This window comes from Phytomonospora endophytica, assembly GCF_014202425.1.
GTDB classification, from domain to species: Bacteria; Actinomycetota; Actinomycetes; order Mycobacteriales; family Micromonosporaceae; genus Phytomonospora; species Phytomonospora endophytica.
In genome coordinates, this window is the sequence record NZ_JACHGT010000011.1 from 229,888 (window position 1) to 249,274 (window position 19,387).

The 19,387-nt window shown below is 71.8% G+C and carries 13 protein-coding genes and 2 tRNA genes; 8 read left to right on the forward strand and 7 right to left on the reverse strand.

The window, feature by feature from the left end:
• Window positions 1–38: 38 nt before the first annotated feature.
• From HNR73_RS24915 to HNR73_RS24935, 5 genes are all read right to left on the reverse strand, one after another.
• Window positions 39–1,745 (reverse strand): hypothetical protein, encoded by a 1,707-nt coding sequence (locus tag HNR73_RS24915; RefSeq protein ID WP_184790024.1) that lies wholly within the window; start codon window positions 1,743–1,745, stop codon window positions 39–41.
• Entirely contained in the window at window positions 1,745–5,083 is a 3,339-nt protein-coding gene (locus HNR73_RS24920; RefSeq protein WP_239122411.1) for a DUF5682 family protein, read from the reverse strand. The genes HNR73_RS24915 and HNR73_RS24920 overlap by 1 nt, the downstream gene beginning before the upstream one ends.
• A gap of 5 nt (window positions 5,084–5,088) precedes the next feature.
• Entirely contained in the window at window positions 5,089–6,210 is a 1,122-nt protein-coding gene (locus HNR73_RS24925; RefSeq protein WP_184790025.1) for an ATP-binding protein, read from the reverse strand.
• An 86-nt stretch (window positions 6,211–6,296) separates the two neighbouring features.
• On the reverse strand, window positions 6,297–10,859 hold the full coding sequence (locus HNR73_RS24930; RefSeq protein ID WP_184790026.1) for a hypothetical protein: 4,563 nt from the start codon (window positions 10,857–10,859) through the stop codon (window positions 6,297–6,299).
• A gap of 1 nt (window position 10,860) precedes the next feature.
• Window positions 10,861–11,769 (reverse strand): DUF4132 domain-containing protein, encoded by a 909-nt coding sequence (locus HNR73_RS24935; RefSeq protein WP_184790027.1) that lies wholly within the window; start codon window positions 11,767–11,769, stop codon window positions 10,861–10,863.
• A gap of 708 nt (window positions 11,770–12,477) precedes the next feature.
• Here HNR73_RS24935 and HNR73_RS24940 point away from each other — a divergent pair.
• The 7 genes from HNR73_RS24940 (at window position 12,478) to HNR73_RS24970 (ending at window position 16,975) form a co-directional block, all read left to right on the forward strand.
• Window positions 12,478–12,627 carry a hypothetical protein gene (locus HNR73_RS24940; RefSeq protein ID WP_184790028.1) on the forward strand — a complete coding sequence of 50 codons (150 nt, stop codon included), beginning with the start codon at window positions 12,478–12,480 and terminating at the stop codon, window positions 12,625–12,627.
• A 50-nt stretch (window positions 12,628–12,677) separates the two neighbouring features.
• Window positions 12,678–15,230, forward strand: coding sequence for a putative bifunctional diguanylate cyclase/phosphodiesterase (locus tag HNR73_RS24945; protein ID WP_184790029.1), 2,553 nt, complete (start codon window positions 12,678–12,680; stop codon window positions 15,228–15,230).
• A gap of 90 nt (window positions 15,231–15,320) precedes the next feature.
• Window positions 15,321–15,393 (forward strand) — tRNA-Thr (locus tag HNR73_RS24950).
• 35 nt (window positions 15,394–15,428) lie between these two features.
• Window positions 15,429–15,501, forward strand: a tRNA-Met gene (locus tag HNR73_RS24955).
• A gap of 490 nt (window positions 15,502–15,991) precedes the next feature.
• Complete coding sequence (gene rpmG / locus HNR73_RS24960) at window positions 15,992–16,159, forward strand: 50S ribosomal protein L33 (RefSeq protein ID WP_184790030.1); 168 nt, start codon at window positions 15,992–15,994, stop codon at window positions 16,157–16,159.
• A 4-nt stretch (window positions 16,160–16,163) separates the two neighbouring features.
• On the forward strand, window positions 16,164–16,562 hold the full coding sequence (locus HNR73_RS24965; protein WP_184790031.1) for an FAS1-like dehydratase domain-containing protein: 399 nt from the start codon (window positions 16,164–16,166) through the stop codon (window positions 16,560–16,562).
• Complete coding sequence (locus HNR73_RS24970) at window positions 16,562–16,975, forward strand: MaoC/PaaZ C-terminal domain-containing protein (RefSeq protein ID WP_184790032.1); 414 nt, start codon at window positions 16,562–16,564, stop codon at window positions 16,973–16,975. The genes HNR73_RS24965 and HNR73_RS24970 overlap by 1 nt, the downstream gene beginning before the upstream one ends.
• Window positions 16,976–17,320: 345 nt before the next feature.
• Here HNR73_RS24970 and HNR73_RS24975 read toward each other — a convergent pair whose 3' ends face one another.
• Window positions 17,321–18,058, reverse strand: a complete 738-nt coding sequence (locus tag HNR73_RS24975) for a D-Ala-D-Ala carboxypeptidase family metallohydrolase (RefSeq protein WP_184790033.1) — start codon at window positions 18,056–18,058, stop codon at window positions 17,321–17,323.
• A gap of 299 nt (window positions 18,059–18,357) precedes the next feature.
• On the opposite strand from HNR73_RS24975, the gene HNR73_RS24980 reads away from it, so the two are divergent.
• Window positions 18,358–18,915 carry an HNH endonuclease family protein gene (locus HNR73_RS24980; protein WP_239122410.1) on the forward strand — a complete coding sequence of 186 codons (558 nt, stop codon included), beginning with the start codon at window positions 18,358–18,360 and terminating at the stop codon, window positions 18,913–18,915.
• Window positions 18,916–18,984: 69 nt separating this feature from the next.
• Here HNR73_RS24980 and HNR73_RS24985 read toward each other — a convergent pair whose 3' ends face one another.
• Window positions 18,985–19,323, reverse strand: a complete 339-nt coding sequence (locus tag HNR73_RS24985) for a YbaB/EbfC family nucleoid-associated protein (protein ID WP_184790035.1) — start codon at window positions 19,321–19,323, stop codon at window positions 18,985–18,987.
• Between the last annotated feature and the right edge of the window lie 64 nt (window positions 19,324–19,387).

Here is a 19,387-nt window from a genome sequence, read left to right on the forward strand (position 1 = left end):
ACGGCCCGCGCGAGGCGGCCGTGGCCGGTCGTACGTGCTCAGCCCGTGACCGTCCACAGCCGGCGCATCAGCGCCTGCCGGGCCGCCACTTCATAGGTGCCGCACGCGATCCAGGCCGAAGCCAGGGCGTCGGGTGCCGCCGGGGCGCTCTCCCCGGTCGAGCGCACGACGGTCGCGTTCGCGGCCGCCGCGAGCCGGTCGATGAGACCCGCGGCCGTCGGCAGACGGTGCCTGCGCAGCGTCGCCAAAGTCGCCGGAAGCGCCGACGAGCGCAGCGCCGCCCGTCCACTCAGGACGGTGCGGCTCACCAGTCGCGCCACCGGGTCCAGCGGGTCGGGGCCCGACTCCGGTGCCGAACCGATCGGGTGCGCCAGCGCGCCCGGCAGCTCGTCGAGGGTCAGGTTCGCGCGGCCGGCCCAGCCCTTGGGCAGGCGCAGTTCCTCGCATTCGCCGACGGCGATCGGGAAGGCCGCGCGCGGCACGCTCGGGTGAGCCCGCAGCACCATCCGCACCCGCTGCCCGCCGTGCCCGGCCAGCCGCCGCAGATTCCCCACGGCCGGGCGGGTGTCGGCCGCCGCGAGGACCGAGATCGGCAGATCACCGGAGTAGACGGTCAAGGCGCCGGGCCGCAGCTCGCCGACGGTGACGTCGGCGAAGACGAGGTCGTCGCCCGCGCGCCGTTCGGCGGGATCGGCCGACAGCACGGGCACGATCCGGTCGAGCTGCTCCGCGAGCGGCTCGGTCCACAGTGGATCGAGTCCCGGATCCGACCACGGGGTGTGCGCCACCCGCGCGACCTCCGCCGATTCGGCGCGGCCGAGGCGGCCGTCGGCACTCATGCGCAGGCCGGTGGCGAAGGCACCGCTCCGGCACAGCTCATGAGGGGAGGGCAGGCTCGTCGCGGTCCCGGTGTAGGCGCCCTGGACGCGTTCGGGGCCGCCGGGCCGGACGTCGGCGACGGTCCATATGCGACGGTCGGCGTCCACCAGATACGTGACGACACCGGCGTATCCGGAGCCGGTGCTGATGCGTTCGGCGCAGATGCCGAGGAAGCGCCCGCCGCCGTGGTCGGTGTAGTCCCGGCGGGCCGCGCCCACGTCGGCGCCGTTCGGTTCGCCGCGCAGGCGCGACGCCACCGACAGCAGGAGTTGCAGGTCGGCGGTCAGCGTCGGCAGCCGGAAGGCCGGACTGTCCGAGGACAGCGCGGCGAGGCCCGTCGAGACGCGTGTGGCGGCCGTCGACAGCAGCGGCAGCTTGGCCTTGCGGGCGGTCTCGGCGACGTGCCGCAGCGCGTCGAGGACCGGTGTCCCGGCGCGGGCGGCGCCGTCGGCCAGAAGCGCGGCCCCGGCCCGCCAGGCGAGGTCGGCGGCCTCGCGCTGGCGCGGGGTGAGCCGCACCGGAGCGGTCAGATCGGGCTCGGGTTCGGGTTCCGGTTCGAGGGCGACGGCCTCCGGCTCCGGTGCGCCGACGACGTCGTCGCCGGCGGACAGGACGGCCAGCACCGCCAGCAGATGCAGGCAGCGCGGGGTCAGCAGGCAGTCGCAGGACACCTGCCCGGCCTCGGTGATCGCCTCGCCGTCGAGACGGACGAGCTGCGTCCCGGTCGCGATCGTCCATGATGGACCGTCCGGCGTCCAGGTCCAGGCCTCGGCCATCGCCGGATCGGCGTCGAGCTTCCCCCGCACCCGCGCGGGCCCGGCCTCGGTGAGGGCCGCGCGGAGGGCGGCGTCGACTGTGGGCCTCATCAGCGCACCTTCCCGGCGATCCAGTCGGCGAGCTCGGTCGGGGACAGGGCCGCCACGGGCACGCCGGTGGCGGCGATCTGGGCCGCGATCGCCTTGTTGTAGACCGGTTCCCCGCGGTCGTCGAGCGCGGCCAGGCCCAGGACGTGCGAGCCGCCGCCGACCAGCAGCCGGAACTCGGCGAGCATGGCGTTCACCGACACCCCTTCGTCGAAGTCGCTGACGACCGCCACGATGGTGCGCGAGGGCACCTTGACCTGGTCGCGGACGTAGCGCAGGCCCTTGCCGATGTCGGTGCCGCCGCCGACGGAGACCTCCATGAGCAGGCTCAGCGGGTCGGCGACGTGGTCGCTGAGGTCGACGACGCTGGTGGAGAAGGTCGTCAGGTGCACCGACAGGGCGGGAACGCCGTGCAGGACGGCGGCCACGAGGGCGCTGTAGACGGTGGAGCGTTCCATCGAGCCGGAGACGTCGACGAGGATGTGGACGTCCCATTCGGCGCTGCGGACCGCGCGGGACTTGAAGATGAGCCGGTCGGGCACGAGGGTCGGGCCTTCGCGGACGGTGTGCAGGTTGGCCCGGACGGTCCGCGACAGGTCGATGCGGCCGGTCTGGCGCCGTGTCGGGCGGGCCGTGGTCACACCGGTCAGGGCCGGTCGCAGGCGCGTCGCGAGCGCCTTGGTGAGTTCGGCGATCAGCCGGCCGGCGAGTCTGCGCAGGGGCGCGAGTTTCGCCTCCGGCATGGAACCGGCGAGGCTGAGGACCTGCGTGAGCAGGTCGATGGACGGCGTGACCTGCGCGGGATCCAGTTCGGTGATGGCGTCGAGCCGCCCGCGCGCGGCGGCCCTGGCCAGGACCTCCTCGCGGACGCGGGAACCGAAGAGCCGCTCCAGCTCCCCGGCCCATTCGCGGATGCTCGGGGCCGCGCGCTCGGTGCCCGCGCCGCCGCCTTCGCCGATCCCGAGGGAGCCTTCACCGTGCCCGGCGCCGTAGAGGTCGTCGAGGGCGTGGGCGGCCTGGAGGGCGTTGCCGCAGAGCCGGTCGCTCTGGCGGCCCAGGACGAGCCGCCAGCGGTCGACGGTCCGCGCGTCCTCGGGCGATCCCTCGCCCGGGTCGGCTTCCGCCTCGGCACCGTCCACAGTGTCGAGAGCGGAGTCGCCGACCGCCGCGCGGCCCGCCGCGTCGGCGGCGGCCCAGGCGGCCAGCAGTTCCGGGGCCACTTCGAGGGCGCCGAGGGACACGTCGGTGCCGTAGGCGCCGCTCACGGTCGTGAACAGGCGGTGGCGGGCGGCCGTCGACAGCGCGTCGAAGCCGTCTCGCAGGGCCGGCAGCCGGGTCCAGAAGTCGGTGTCGGTCCAGGCTTCCAGCCGTTTCGACAGTGGTGTCCACAGTGCACGGTCGGCGTCCCAGAGGTCACCGGCGACCAGCAGGGCACCGCGCAGCTGACCGGCCGCGCGGTCGCCGTCGGGCTCCTCGGCCCACGCGGCGGCGCGCGCGCCGAGCCAGTCGCGGTCGGCGCGGTCGAGCAGCGTCAGCGCCGCCGCGGAGGCACCCCTGGTCATCGGGGAACCGTCGCCGGCGAGCGACTTCAACTGCCAGGCGAGCCGCACGGCGCCCAGGTGCTCGTGCTCGGCCCGCGAGAGGCGGACCAGTTCGGCGAGGGCCTTGGCGTCGGCGGGATCCCCGGAACCGGCGAGGCCCGCGACGGCGTTGATCGCGGCGGCGGCGACCTCGGCGCGCAGCGCCTCGGCGGTGTCGCCGCCCGCGCGGGTCAGCAGGTGATAGGCGGACAGCAGGTCCGGCAGACCCGCGATGGACACCACGTCGGCGTGCAGCCGCTCCAGGAAGAACGCGGTCAGCTCACCCAGTTCGGCGTCGACGGACTCGCTGAGCAGTATGAGCCGCTCACCGGCGGTCCCGTCGGGTCGCGACCAGCGTTGCCGCAGCAGACCCGTCGCGGCCTGGGTGAGGGTGGCCCCGTAGGAGGCGAGCCATTCGAGGGTCGCCGAGGTCCGCGGTTCCCAGCGGACCGTCCACTCCCGGCCGACGGCCGCGGTGTCGGCCAGCCCCGACAGCTCGCGCGTTCGTCCATAGGGGATTCCGGCGGCGACGAGCCTGCTCAGGGTGATGTGGCGGCGCCGGTCGAGGGCCGACCGGTGCGGGGCCAGCTTGAGGGTCTTGCCCGAGCCGTCGCGGGGGAGCCTCAGTTCGTCGAAGAGGTCCTCGACGTGGGACAGCAGGCCACCGCGAGGCGCCGACTCGGGCAGGCGCCCGCGTCGTTCCCCGATCAGGACCTCCTCGCAGGCCAGCGCGACGGCCCGCGCGCGCCCGAGCTGATCCCCCTGCCCCAGCGTGGTTCCGAGCGCCTCGATGATCTCCCGGCGACCGGGCGCGGCCAGCCCTCGCAGCGCCGCCAGGCCCTGCGCGAGCCGGTGCCCGGCAAGCGCGTCGGGCGTCCCGGCGGTGTGCCCGGCCGCGCGCATCCGCGCGCAGACCTCGGTGATCGCCCGCGCGGACCGCAGCGAGACCGCGTCGGCGTCCCCGGCGGCCAGGTAGACCGCCTGCTGCCACTCGGGATCCCGGATCCCGGCCGGATAACCGGAACGCGAGTCGAGCAGGGCGAAGGTGTAGGGCACCAGGGCGCACGACACCTCCCCGAGGGGAGCGTCCAGCGGCGGTTCGGTGTGCTCCCCGACGAGTGCGGGCGCGTGGAAGGCGCCGATGACCGCGACCGGCCGTTTCGCGCCCGTCTCGGCGATCCGCCGCCGCATCCACGCCTCGCGCAGACCGTCCATCTCGGACGGTTCGCTCTCCCCGCGCAGCGCCACGCCGACCGCGAGGGCGGCCCGGCGCAGCGTCGCCGGTTTGGCGCCGTACGCGTGCGCCTCGACCAGCCGGTCCCACAGCTCATCGCCGTCGGAGGCGCCCGCCGCCTCCTGGAAGGCGGCGGCCAGCGGATCGGCCTCGCGTGCCCGGGAGGCGCGCGGATATCCGGCGGGCAGGTCGATCGCGTACACCGGGACGCCGTTGGCGTGGGCCCAGCGGATCGCGGCCAGCTCGGGGGAGAAGTCGGCGAAGGGGTAGAACCCCAGCCGTTCCCCCTCGGCGTCGGCGACGCTGCATGCCACCGGCGCGGTGGTCTCGGGATGGGCCAGCCACTCCGTCCACTCCTGGAGTTCCAGGGGCAGCTCGACGCACACGGCGTCGGGCGCCGCCTCGGCCAGCAGCTCGGGCATGGCCGCGGCGAGCGCGGGCGAGTGGTGCCGGACGCCGATCAGGTAGGGGATGCGCGACTCGTGGAGGGTGTCGACGAGCGCGGCCGGGCCGGACGCTTGGGTCACCTAGGTCACGCCTCCAGAACGTGCCGCAGCTCGTGCAGCTTGCGCCATGGCAGGGCGTCGGTCTCGGCGCGGCGGCGCACGGCGGTGTCCCAGTAGGCGAGGAGCCGGCCGCGGTCCTCCGGGTCGTCCTTGTGGACGGTGCCGAGCAGGTAGCCGGGCAGCAGCGAGGTCTCGTCCTCGATGCTCAGGTACGTGCGCTGGAGCCCCATCGAGGTCGCCACGCCGACGGCCTCGGCGGTGCTCATGACCGTCGCCGGGCGCTCGACCTGCCAGCCTTCGACGGCCTGGCCGGAGCGCAGGTCGCGGAACGCGGTGACCAGGGCGCGCAGGACGAGGTCGTCGACCTGGAAGTCCTGGCCGTGGCGGGCCAGGGCCGCGCCGGCCTGCCGGCGCACGAGGTCCACTTCGGACTCCAGATCCCCGATCGGCGGGACGGTCTCGAAGTTGAAGCGCCGCTTGAGGGCCGCGCTCATCTCGGAGACGCCCCGGTCGCGGAGGTTGGCCGTGGCGATGACGGTGAAGCCCTCGGTGCTGGAGATGTTGAGACCCAGCTCCGGCACGGACATGCGGCGGTCGGACAGCAGCGACACCAGCGCGTCCTGCACCTCGGGCAGGCAGCGTGTGACCTCCTCGATCCGCACGACCGTGCCCCGCCGCATCGCCGTCAGCACCGGCGATGGGACGAGGGCCTCCTCGGTCGGGCCCTTGGCCAGCAGCAGGCCGTAGTTCCAGCCGTAGCGCAGGTGTTCCTCGGTGGTGCCGGCGGTGCCCTGCACGGTCAGCGCGCTGCTGCCGCTCACGGCCGCCGCGAGCAGCTCCGAGAGCATCGACTTGGCGGTGCCGGGCTCACCGACGAGCAGCAGCCCGCGGTCTCCGGCGAGGGTCACCACGGCACGCTCCACAAGGGACCGGTCGCCGACGAACTTGCGGCTGATCTCCATGGTCGGCGGTGCGACGGGGTGGGGCCGGGGGAGCTCCAGCGTCCGTCCACCCAGGACGAAGGTGACGACGGCCGACGGGGTCAGGCGCCAGCCGGGCGGGCGCGGGCCGTCGTCGTAGGCGGCCAGGAACTCCAGCTCGGCCGCGTAACGCTGCTCGGCCGGGGTCACCTGCGGCTGTTCGGTCATCGGGTCTCTTTCTGTGAGATTCCTGCTCGGAGTGTCCGCTGCGCGGCTCGGTCGCCCGGACTCCCGGGCGACGCGGTCGGTGCCGCTCATCCTTCGCCGGCGCGGCGTCGGCGCCAGGCCTCGGCGAACAGGTCGGGGATGGGCCGCAACGGCAGGACACTGCCGAAGGGGGTGTCGCCGTAGAGGTCGAGCTTGGCGGTTTCGACGGGAAGCATAGGCGTCTTGAGCGCCGACCACTGTCCCGCGATGAAGACCTTGCGGCCGGCGCGGGCGCGGGTGGCCTCGATGACGAGACCGGCGTCGACCAGTGCGGTCTGCGCCTTCTTGTGGCGGGCCGGGGTCCAGGCGTTCCAGCGCCGGATGTTGCGGTCGGTGGGTTCGGTGAGGGCGAGCAGCTGGAGGTAGAGCGCGGCGGCGTCGGTGGGCAGGGAGTGCGCGGCGGCGACCTCGGCGACCAGCTCCGGCGCCGAGAGCGACGGGTCGGCCTCGAAGGCGCCGTCGGGCAGTCCGCCGGACTCGATGCGTGCGACGATCCCGGCGAGGCCGTCCCCGCGGGCGAGGTCGACGATCGGCAGCGGGTCGTTCCAGCCGGTGGTCAGGGTGCGGGCGAGCCGCCCCTCCGGGGTGTCGCCGATCAGCGCGGGCCGCACGAACACGTCGTAGTAGGAACCGTGGAACTCCACGATCAGCGCCCCGGTGTCGGTGACGTCGTCGACCGGCTTGCCGTCGGCGCGCACATAGGGCCGCCCGCCGAGGGACGCCCGCAGGGAGGCCACCTCGGCGCTGTCCGACCAGCGCCGGGACGCGGTGAAGATCAGCCCGGGCGCGGTCAGCCGGGCCCGGATCAGCCGGGCCAGTTCGGGCACCGACGCGCGCACCACATCGCCCGCGGGGAGGGCGTAGTACGCGGTGAACATCGCCCGCACCAGGCCCGAGAGCAGGTCCGAGAGGTGTGCGCCCTCACGCTCCACAGTGGACGAACCGTCGTCCCAGACGATCCGGTCGTGCCGGTCGGCGGTCAGGGCCGAAAGCGCGTGCGGCGCGGTCATCTGCTCCAGTAGGCTGCCGATCGCCGCCGAGGGGTTGTAGGCGGTCATCGCCTCCACGGTGGACTCCGCGACGACCGTGCGGCGGCCGTGCAGTTCGGCGTAGCGCTCGGCGAGGCGCTCGGCCAGCGCGCGCATCCCGCCCGGCGCCCACAGTTCGGCCGGGTCCTCCGGGAGCAGGCCCCGGTACAGGTCCCGCACACCGGCCTCGCCGAGCCGCTCGGCCTCCGTGCGGCCGGGAGCCAGGGCCTTCGCCTTGATCCCGACGGTGTCGCGCAGGTGCTTGTCGCGCTCGACGTCACGCGGCCAGGAGTCGTAGAGCGGGACCGTGATGAGCAGCCAGCTCGCCGTCGCCAGGGTCAGGCCGGTGCCGTCGGCGAAGGCCTGCGCGGCCTCGGGATCAAAGGGCACGGGCCCGTTCTCGGTGATCAGGCGGGACAGCTCGCGCAGCCGCTCGGCCGTGCCCCAGCCGGGGCCGGTCTCGCGGGTCGCGAAGATCGCCGTCGGGGCGGCGCCGACGCTGATGACGATGTCCTCGTGGCGCAGGTAGCGCGTGTCGGCCGACACCAGCGAACCGCCGGACAGTTCGGCGTCGTAGGCGTTGCGGTCGACGGTGCTGACGCGCACGGCGACGTCGGGGTCGGCGAACGGAGTCTGCGCCCACACGTCGAGGAGCGCCAGCAGGGCCGTACGGGACTCGGCGTCGACGGCCGGGTTCGCCGCGCGCCAGGCGACGGCCTCGATGTCGCCGATCAGGTGCTGCCAGTGCAGCCGCAGCTCGAAGCCGGGCTTCGAGGATTCCAGCCGGTCGACGCGCCCGGCGAGCAGGTCGCCGAAGCCCATGATCTGTTCGAGGGCCGACTGGTAGCGCGCGCCCCAGTCGGAGTGCACGACGCCCTTCGTCGCGTTGACCAGGACGCTCGCGTCGACCGCCGGGACGGCCGCGGCCTTGACCTCGATCAGCTTGTCGCGGCGGACGATCTGCTTGGCGGCGTGGGCGACCAGCCCGTGCACGCCGATCCAGATCTGGCGTTCGGCGCCGGGCAGCAGCGTCTCGATGACCGGGACGATGTACTTCTCCTCGGTGCCGAGCATCGTGGTGACCGACTCGGCGTCGATCCCGCGCAGCTGCGCCGATCCGGCGGCCGTGCGCGGCACGAGGAAGTGCCAGAACGCCGGCGGCGGCACCAGGGGCGAACCGGCCGCCGCCTGGCAGTAGGACGTCTTGTCGCCGTCGCCCGCGCCGGTCTCGACGCGCCAGTGCGTCACGCCCGACTCCGGTTCGGCCAGGCCGACCTGCCGGTTCGACTGGTGGGTCAGCACCTTCCAGTCCCCACCCGGGAAGCCCAGCAGGTTGTGCGGCCACCACTGGTCGCGCGCGCGGGTGCGCACGCTGGCGTGGCGGCCGTCGACGTGCCTGATCCGCGCGATGAGCTCGGTGTCGCCCTGCTGGTAGGGCGTCGACCGTGAAGGCACGCCCCACACCACGGCCCCGGCGAGCCCGGCGGCACTCCCCAGTGGACTGTCCACGATGGACTTCGGCAGTCTCGCCAGGGAGGAGTGCGGGTAGAGGACCCTCTCCTCCCCGGACAGCCCGGGCACCGACAACCGCGCCGGCGGGGTCTGGTCGTCGAGCGGGTGCCCGGTCTTCGGGTCGATCCGGCGGGGGCTCCCGTCCTCGTTGGGGCGGGCGGCGTCCCAGTAGGCCTCGCCGTCGGAGAGGACGTGCGGGGCGTTGCCGTCGGAGGTGTTGAGCGAGGAACCCGCCTGCAGCGGTTCCCCGGCGCTCAGGCGCTGCCCGTCGGGGTTGAGCGAGGCGTAACCCAGCGACGAGTTCAGGAACGACGAGTGCACGTAGCCGCCGTCGAACTGGTCCTGCGGACTGCCCGACCAGTGGTCGTCCGAACCCCACGACGAACGGACCAGGAACTGCCCGTCGGAGTAGACGACGCCGATGTTGTAGCGCTCCTGCCCGGCCGGGAAGCGGTAGCGCGCGATGATCCCGTCGGGTCCGACCGCGATCGCCTTGGCCTCGTCCCACACCGTCATGACCGGCCAGCTCGACGAGTGACCCGTGACCGTCTTCAGTTCGGCGACGGCCTCGTCTAGAGCCGGCCAGTGGTACTCGTCGAAGATCCCCGCGCGCAGGCAGCGCAGCAGCGCCCCGTCGACGTCGACGGCCGCGATCGCCGCGGTCAGCGCCGGCGAGACCGGGCAGTCGGCGAGGGCACGGGACAGGTCGTCGAGGACGTCCTCGACGTCGGCGAGACCGGCGTTCTCGGCCCGTGCGACCCACGAGTGCAGGACCTCGTCGACGATCGGCCGCAACACGGCGTGCCCGAGCAGCCCGCTCGCGCTCTCCCGGCGCAGATAGGCCGTCACCGACGTGGTCAGCAGCGGCCGCCACTCCGCGAGCGTGCCGAGGGTGTTGAGCCCGGTGTGCGCCCGCCAGCCGCCGAGCGCGAAGTGCACCCGCTCGTCGGGGACCTCGACCGGCATCCCCGCCGCGACACAGGCCTCGACCAGGTCGGCGTCGACGACGCCGTAGTGGTTCGCCCACGTGCCGACCTCGACCGGCTCGTCGACCCGCGGCGCCAGACTCGGCACCAGCGCCACGAGCTCGGCGGGGACGCTGCCGTTGCCGTAGCTGCCGGTGGCGTGCCGGTGCGCGCGCTTGAGCCAGTCGCGGACGTCGACGATCGACCCGGCGGCGTCGAACCGGCACAGCAGCGCCCACCACCAGTCGCGCTCCTCGGGGAACAGCTCGACGATCCGGCGACGGGCCTCCTCGTCGCGGCCCACCAGGCGCAACAGGACCGGCGTCATCGCCGTCCAGAACCCGGCCGGCGCGCGGCGGGTCGCCGGGAGCCGCAGCAGGTCGGCCGCGATGTCCTCAAGGGCGGCGCCGACGTCCATCCCGGCCTTCTTGGCCAGGTCCTTCATCTGCACGACCAGGCCCGTCCACGGAGGGACACCGGCCTTCGTGCGGCGCATCGCCAGGTCGAGGAAGGTGTCGTAGGCCTCCTTCGGGTCCGCGCCGTGCGACAGCTCGCCCGCGTAGGCCTTCAAGGCCTTCACGGTGACCGCGCCCGCGACCGCGAACTCGACATAGGAGAGGTGCCGGTAGTGCGGGTCGATGGCGAGGGCGTGCACGATCTCGACCTCGCGGGCCTTGCTGAAGAAGATGCCCGCCCAGTACTCGCGGCCGCGGTCGAGGAAGTCCCGCGCGGCCTGCTCGTAGAGCGCCGGGAGGTGCGTGACCGGCACCGTCGCGCCGATCCTGTCGTAGGCCTCCACCGCGATCGACGGCTTCATCGCCGCCGATGCCGCGGCCGTGCGCATCGCCTTGGCCGCCGACAGGGCCACGGCGGCGTTGTCGGGATCGTTGACCAGCGCCCAGCCCGGATAACCGAGGGGGCGGCGAGGGGCGGTGAGACTCGGCTCGTGGATCACGGGAGCGCGGAAACCGAGCATCTCCATCTCGACGTCGGTCGCGGGGGCGACGGCGTCGGGAACGAGACGCACCACCGGCCGCGACATCGCGGGGTGGGGGTAGTGGCGGGCGCGAACCTGATCCTCGGTGACCGGAGGGGTGTCGGTCATCTCAGGCTTCGCCCTCCCTGTTGGACCGCGCCGCGTATATCAACTCGGCCATCCTGATGCCCTCCGACCACGCGATCGGACCGACCTGCGCCAGCGGGACCTGCTCCTCGGCGGCGTCGACGAAGATGAGCTCGCCGGTGGTGGTCGGCGACCAGGGGTCGTCGGCGCCGATCCAGTATCTGGCCTGTCTGGCGGCGCCCGCGTCGGCGACCTGGCAGGTGACCCAGCCCGCCCGGACCGGGAAACCGTGGCGCTGCGCGACGTTCAAGGCGTCCTGCAGCTCGCCGAAGCGCGCGTTGGCGAAGCGGATGATGGTCGCGACCTCCGGCGACAGTGCGTCCGGCGGGAGGAACACGTCCCGCGCCAGCTGCGGGATCTCCTGCCGCACGCCCAGCTCCTCGACCAGCCCGCGCCACTCGTCGAGCTCCTCAAGGAGCACCGGGTGCGCGATGAGCAGCCGCTCGGGATGGACCCAGACGGTCTCGGCGTCGAGGTCGAGCAGGCCGATGCGGCCTTCGGCGTCGACACCCCGCAGCAGCCCGACCGTCGGCGGTTCGGTGAGGTCGGCGATCACCAGGTTCGTCAGCGCCTGCCGCCAGGACGGGTCCGGCCACACCTCGGCGATCAGGCGGCCCGGCAGCGGCGTCGCCGCCAGCAGCCAGGTCTCCACCGAGTCGAGGCAGACGCGGTCGTGCTCGACGAGCCAGTCGCGCACGGCCTGGAGGGTCTGCCCGATCGTCGAGTCCCGGACCTTCTTCGGGACCGTCTTCAACTCCCGCCCGGAGGCGTTGCGACAGCGCAGCAGCGTGCCGTCGAGGCGCAGCTCGTAACCGTCACCGGCCGGGGTCCAGCTCTCGCCCGTCACGCCGTCGGCGGCGGGAAAGTCCGATGTGGAGTCGTTCGCAGGCATGCCACGCATAGTGCCACGCGCCTCCGACAGATCGTCTTCCGCTGCTGCCGGAAGCGAAGGCGGTCCCCGCGCAGGTCGGAACCGATGCACAGGGCGCGAATGGGCGGTGCCTCTGCGTCCGCCGGGAGCGCCCTCCGCGACGCGCCGAAAGGACCGAGAGTGATCGGCGCGAAGGTTCAGATGACGGTAAAGACCGTGACGTGTTCGCCACGCCCGGCCGGAACGCGTCCGGGGTCGTCCGAACGGGTGGTTGTTCGCCCCGGATCGGACCCCGCGTGAACTCGCGGGCACACGTGGGACTTTCGGCCGTGTCGGTCATCCGGTGGATTGATATAGATCTGTACACCAAGGTCCCTGAATGGGTCGGGGATACGGCCGGTCCACTGTGACCACTCGGAGGAAACGTGCGAGGAAGATAAGGGCCTAAGGCCGGTGTTGCGCGCAAGGCCTGCCCTGTATTGATCTGTCCGCACATGGCCGGGGTGACTCCGGGCACCTGCCTGCGAACACATTGCGAGAGCTCGCCCACACGCCAAAATTGGCATGCGGAGAAACCTGGCATTTAGGTGTATGTTGATTCATCGACGGCACACGGCGGGGGCTCCGTCTTTCAGATATGCGGAAAGCTGTGACACGATGTGGGCACGGGGCCAGAAGTTAAGCCCACCCTCGGATGGACGTCCCCCCAAGACCAGAAGGAGGAGCGAGATGACGCGCATCATCAAGCGCCTCGTTGTCATGGCCGCCGTGGCTTTCGCGGTCGTCGGAGCAGCCGCCGTGAGTGCGGCCGCCGACTCGGACTCGCCCGCATCGGCGACCGGAGCCGTCTCGACCAACTCGGACTTCGAATGGCAGTAGACCGACGCCTTTCGAACGCCGAGCGATGAACTAAACGGGAGGCGGCGGACGTGACGGCTCGGGCCGGTAGGCGGAAGAACAACGCCTCGACGACCTGGGCGGTCACGCTCGGCATCGCGCTACTCGCCGCCGCTCTCGTCGCCTTGACCTGGCGGCGGGGATCGGTGGAACCCGCATGGGTGGTCGCCGGCGCACTGTGCGTGGCGATCGCCGCCACGACCCAGGTGTCGCTCCGGTTCACCATCGGCCGGCAGACCATCGCCAACACCGCGACCGACATTCCCTTCGTGCTCGCACTCTTCTTCCTGCCGCCCTTCTGGGCGGTGATCGTGCGGCTCGCGGCCAGTGTCGTCGTCTACGGCGTCCGCTACGTGACCGGGCGGCAGCGGCTCGTCCAGTTCGTCTTCAACGTCGTCTCCCAGACGGCGGGGGCGGCGTGTGCGGGCCTGCTCGTCCTCGGCCTGAAACCGGACGTCCCGACCGATCCGGCCACCTGGGCGGCGCTGCTGCTCGCGGTCCTCCTCTCCGGTGTCGTCACGGCGACCTGCGTCACGATGGTCATCACCGTCGCGCAAGGCTGGGGCGGGATCGAGGAGCTGCTCCGCTCCACCGTCGCGTCGCTGACGATCACGCTCCTCAACGGCATCCTCGGCGTCCTGGTCATCCTGATCCTCTCGTCGACGCCGTGGGCGGGCGTGCTCCTCGCCGTCCTGATGGCCGCGATCGTCGCGGCCTACCGCGGTTTCGCACGCCTCCAGGAGCAGCGCAGGTCGCTGTCCGACCTCAACGACTTCACCCGCGCGGTCACCGAGTCGACCCAGAGCGGCCGCCTCATCGACGTGATGCTCGGCCGCGTCCGCTCGCTGCTGGGCGCCGAGAGCGCGACGGTGTGGGTCCCCGCCGACGCGCGCTTCCCGGAACTCCTGCTCTCCGCCCGCCTCGACGACCGCGGGCTGATCGACACCAGCCCGGTGCCCGAGAACCTCCGCCACGCGGTCTTCGCCGAAGGCGCCACGCTCTTCGTCAGCGACAAGATCGGCGATCCGGAGCTGCGCAGCAGGCTCGACGGCACCCACGTGCGCGAGACCATCATCGTGCCGATGCGGTCGGGCAAGGTCGTCTTCGGCTGCCTCGCGGTGACCAACAAACTGGGCAGCGCCCTGATGCGGTTCAGCGACGCCGACCAGACGCTCCTGGAGACCCTCACCGCGCACGTCGGCGTCGCGGTGGAGAACTCCCGCCTCGTCGACCGGCTTCGTTTCGACGCCTACCACGACTCCCTCACGCGCCTGCCGAACCGCCGCCGCTCGATGCTGGCCCTCGAAGAGTCCATCAGCCGCGAGGTCCCCGGCGAGTTCGTCGCCGTCCTCGTCTTCGACGTCGACGGCATGCGCGAGGTCAACGACTCCCTCGGTTTCGCCGCCGGGGACGAACTCCTCATCGAGGTCGCCCGCCGGCTGCGCGAACTCGCTCCCGAGTCGGCCCACGTCGGCCGGATCGGCGGTGACGAGTTCGCCGTCATCTTCCGCACCGCCGACACCGAACGCGCCCTGGAACTGGCCCGTGGCATGCGGACCGGCCTCCAGCAGCCGTTCGCGCTGGGGAACCTCGACGTGGACGTCGACGCCGCCGTCGGTGTCGCGGTCCACCCCGAGCACGGCGACTCCGCCGACGGTCTCCTCCAGCGCGCCGACGTCGCCACCTACGCCGCCCGCAACGTCTCCTCGGGCGTGCAGCTGTTCAACGTCGGCCTCGAATCGCGTTCCGTGCGCCGGCTCGGGCTGGCCAGCGACCTGCGCCGGGCCTTCGACACCGGCGAACTGTCGGTCCACTACCAGCCCAAGATCGACCTGGCGAGCAGGACCGTGCTGGGCGTCGAGTGCCTCGCCCGCTGGCACCACCCGACGCACGGCGAGGTGCCGCCGGAGGACTTCGTGCCCGTCGCCGAGCACACCGGGCAGCTGGCGCGGCTCACCGAGTTCGTACTGCGGGCCGGACTCAAGCACGCCCGCGACTGGGCGATCCAGGGACGGCCGCTGACGGTCGCGGTGAACCTGTCGCCGCGCACGGTCGCGGACCCGGAGTTCCCGACCGTCGTCGACGGGCTCCTCGCCGAGTACGGCGTCCCGCCCGAGCGGCTGACGCTGGAGATCACCGAGGACGGGATGGTCGGCGACCCCGACCGTCCGCTCCCGACGCTGCACCGGCTGCACGAGCTGGGCGTGCGGCTGTCGGTCGACGACTTCGGCACCGGCTACTCGTCCCTGTCGTACCTGCGACGGCTGCCCGTGCACGAGGTCAAGATCGACCGGGGTTTCGTGCAGGGCATGGCGACCGACGCCGGCGACCTCGCGATCGTGCGGGCCGTGGTCGACCTCTCGCGGCACTTCGGGCTGTCGGTGGTCGCCGAGGGCGTCGAGAGCGAGATGACCCTGGCGTTGCTGACCGAGATCGGCTGCGACATCGGGCAGGGCTTCCTGTTCTCGCGGCCCCTGTCCTCCGAACGTCTCGAAGCCTGGCTCAACGCCCAGGCCGAGGAGTCGGCACCGGCCACCGAGCTGGGCGAAGACGGTAACCCGGTGCGCCGGCTGCGGGCGATCTGAGACCGTCGCGAAGCACGGCGATACCCGGTTTCGCGCGGGTGCCGGGCTCATGTACCCTTATCCAGGCGCGCCCCACTGGGGCGGTGAAATGCCCCTTTAGCTCAGTCGGCAGAGCGTCTCCATGGTAAGGAGAAGGTCTACGGTTCGATTCCGTAAAGGGGCTCTGAAATTCCACTTCCGGCCATCTGGCCGGCACTTGGCGGTGTAGCTCAGGTGGTAGAGCAAACGGCTCATAATCGTTGTGTCGGCGGTTCAAGTCCGCCCACCGCTACAGATGACCCGGACGTCTGAGAAGACGGGCCGGGTCTTTTTTCGTCTACGGGACCTCGCGGCGGTCGCCTGACCGCCCGTGCGGGCGCGGGTGACACGTGCGGTGCCGGGGCGCCGGAGTGGTCGGCGACCGGCCCGGCGCCGGAGGGTGGCGCGGGCCCGGCGGGAATCATCGGCGACACCTCGCCGGCGGCGGCGAAGTCCATGACGATCGTGGTCTTACGCGCCCGTGCGGTCAGGCCGAAAGGGCCTGGTCGTGGCGCCGGGGGGTGCGGGTGTGATCGGCGCCCCCGGGGGCGGTTGAGAGCCGCCACCGCCCTCGTCGGCGCCGTGGCGGCCGACGTCGGAGGTGGTCGCGGCCACCTGTGGCGGCCGCCACGCACGCCATTGGCGGGGGTGCGGGAGCCACTGGTAGAGTGGCGTGCTGGCCGCCTTCACGGTGGTCAGACTTGCTGTCTTGAAGCACCACCGTAGTAGGAAGGCACTCCGCCGTGGCGAAGGCTACTGACGTCCGACCCAAGATCACGATGGCGTGTGTGGAGTGCAAGGAGCGCAACTACATCACGAAGAAGAACCGTCGGAACAACCCCGACCGGCTCGAACTCAACAAGTACTGCGCCCGTTGCAACAAGAGCACCGCGCACCGCGAGACCCGCTAGGGCGTTGCTCAACACCTCGTACGTCGGGCGGACCCTCCCGGCGACCGAGCCGCATGTCGTGACCGCCGAGGAGATCGGCGGTTTCGCCGCCGCGCTCGGAACGAAGTCGGACGGGGCCGTCGCATCCGCGACGTTCCTCGTCTCGCACACGCTCCCCGCGGCCGACCGGCTGATCGACGACCCGGACTTCGGGCTCGACTTCACTCGCGTCCTGCACCGTGAGCAGCGCTTCGCGCACGTCCGTCCCGTCCGGGCCGGCGACGCGATCAGCTGCCTCGTGCACGTCGAGAGCATCAAGACCGTCGCCGGCAACGACGTCCTCACCACCCGTACCGAGGTGACCGTGGACGGCGAGCCGGTGTCGACGGTGTGGACGACGCTGTTCGTGCGAGGAGACGCCTGATGGCGCGGTACGACGACTTGAGCGTCGGGGCCGAGGTCTTCGACGTCGCCTTCACGGTGACGCGCGCCGATCTCGTCGCCTACGCCGACGCCTCGGGCGACCAGAACCCGATCCACCAGGACGACGCGGCGGCCCAGGCCGCTGGACTCCCGGGCGTGATCGCGCACGGCATGTACACGATGGGCCTGGCCGCCCGCGCGGTGACCGAGTGGGCCGGTGACGCCTCGATCGAGGACTACACGGCGAGGTTCGCCAAGCCGGTGGTCGTACCGGCCGACGGCGGCGCCGAGGTTCGCGTGGCCGGTGCCGTGCGGAAGCTGCTCGGGGACGGTGCCGTCGAGGTCAACCTGACGGTGACGTGCGGTGGGGAGAAGGTGCTGGCGCCCGCGAGGGCGACGGTGCGCGTCGGGTAGGACTGAGATGTCAGGCCGCCGCGCGGGTGCGCGGCGGAGGCGGGGCCGGGGCTGATGCCTCGGCTTTTTGCTGTCACGGGGGTGTTTCGCTCACCGCCCGGGAGGCGTTCGCGTGCTCGGCTCGCGGTGAACAGCGGCCGTCCGACGGCAGCGAGTGCCGGCGAACGGCCGCCACGTTCATCGCGGCCGTGAACCGCACGCCACCGGAGCCGGACGCGAACCGTGCCCGTCACCTCCGGCGGGGCCGTCGGCCTGAGCCGGGCGTGAGCCGTTGCCGGAGCCGCGATCACCGGTCGCATCCGCGACCCGTGTCCGCGACACACCGGCCCACACCCGGCCGCCGCGTTAGATCCCGCAGCTCGGGGCCGACCAGAACTGGTTCGACCGGTTGGCCACGTGCGTGTGGTCGTTGTGGTCGGGGTAGCCCGGGCCGAGGATCTCCCTGAAGCCGTGGCTGCGGGCCTGCTTGGCCAGCGTGCACAGCGAGTGCGGGGAGACGCCGAGGTCCACGGCGTCGCCGTAGAGGTGGCGGCTCGTGGCCGAACCTCCGGCGGCGTTGTTGCACGCGACGCTCCGGAAGCCCGAGGTGACCCGGATGGACTGGTCGCCGAGGGCGTGCCGGAGCGCTTCGAGCTTCCACATGCTCACCAGGGCGTTCTGCTTGGCGGTCGCCGCCGAGACGTTGCCGCCCGCCCAGGTCGAGTTGCAGTGGTTGAGTTCGGCGTAGGTGAAGTGGATCGGCGTGCAGTCGTTGTCCTGCAGCGCGTAGATCTTGTTGAAGGTGTTCGGTCCGGCGACACCGTCCGCGGCGAGGCCGTAGGCCTGCTGGAAGCGGACGACGGCCGACTTCGTCGCGGGTCCGAAGGAACCGTCCAAGGCGAGGACGGAACCGTAGCCGGGGTAACCGGACACGCGAATCTGCAGCTGGGTGACGTCGGCGCCGCTCATGCCCTGCGAGAGGGTGCGGCCCCACGTGTAGCAACCGTCGGCGGATGCCGGTGCCGACGAGCCCACGACCACGACGAGCGTGGCCGACAGGGCGAGGACGATCGAGGAGAGGACTCGTAAGACGCGTTTGCGCATGTTCTCGGTGCCTCCATTGGGCGGGGATCTGTGCGCGAAGGTTTTCACGCAGCCCGGTGGTGTGTCAAGACAACTTACCTACCGGTAGGCGGGGTCCTCTTTAGACGTTTCAAAACTTGTGGATATGGAAATGCTTCGTAATCATGGGACACGTCCGTGCCCGAACCCCGATCCATTCCCTCACAAGGAAAGAATCGCCGATGAAGAGAGCACTGGTGGGTACGCTGTGTGCGGTCACTTTGACCGCCTGCGGCGTGCTTCTATCGAATCCCGCGCAAGCCGAGACGATCAGTCTCCCGTTGAACGACGCCATCGCCCAGCTGCCGGTGGCCGACGAGGACCGGACCGGTTACGACCGGGACCTGTTCAAACTCTGGACCGACGAGGACGGCGACGGCTGCAACACCCGCTACGAGGTCCTCATCGCCGAGGCGGTCGAGGCACCCGACGTGTCCGGTGACTGCCAGCTGTCCGGCGGCAGCTGGTTCTCCTACTACGACGGCGAAACCTGGACGATGCCCGCCGATCTGGACATCGACCACTTCGTCCCGCTCGCCGAGGCCTGGGACTCCGGTGGCTACGACTGGAACGCCGACCAGCGCGAGCAGTACGCCAACGACCTGGGCGACGACCGCGACCTCATCGCGGTCACCGACAACGTCAACCAGGAGAAGTCCGACCAGGACCCGGCGGAGTGGATGCCCTCTGTCGCCGAGGTTCAGTGTCGGTACATCGAGGAGTGGGTCGCGGTGAAGCTGCGCTGGCGCCTCTCGGTCGACGAGGCCGAGCAGTCCGCGCTCGAAACACTGTCGGCCGACTGTGAGAACACCACGATCACCGTGGAGACGGCGATCTAGCGAGGAAACACCCGGCACCGGACGGGAGGGCGGCGGCCGCCGCCCTCCCGTCCGTCTCGTTCCGGCGGTCTACAAAGGGCGGTCGTCGCGCAGGTCGTAGGCGCGGCGGATGGTGCGGGCGAGTTCCGGGTCGTTCGACAGTGCATCGCGCACGACCTGTTCCACCTGGGCGGTCACCTGCCACTGACCGGCCCACATGACGTGCATGATCTCCTCGGCGAGTAGTTCGTGCCCGCGTCCGACGGCCTCGGGGCTGAGTTCGAGGCCCGCGACCCGGCCGTTGGTGTCGACGTGGACGACGACGGAGTGGTCGGCGTTCGACGCGGCGATGACGAGGGATCCTAAAGTGGCGCGCAACTCGGTGACGGCACCGAGCTGTTCTTCGACGGTGGTGCGTACGTCCCCCATGCCGTACTCCTTCTCGAAAGACGTGTTGCCCCAGGCTAGTCCCGACAGTCACTGAATACTGTGG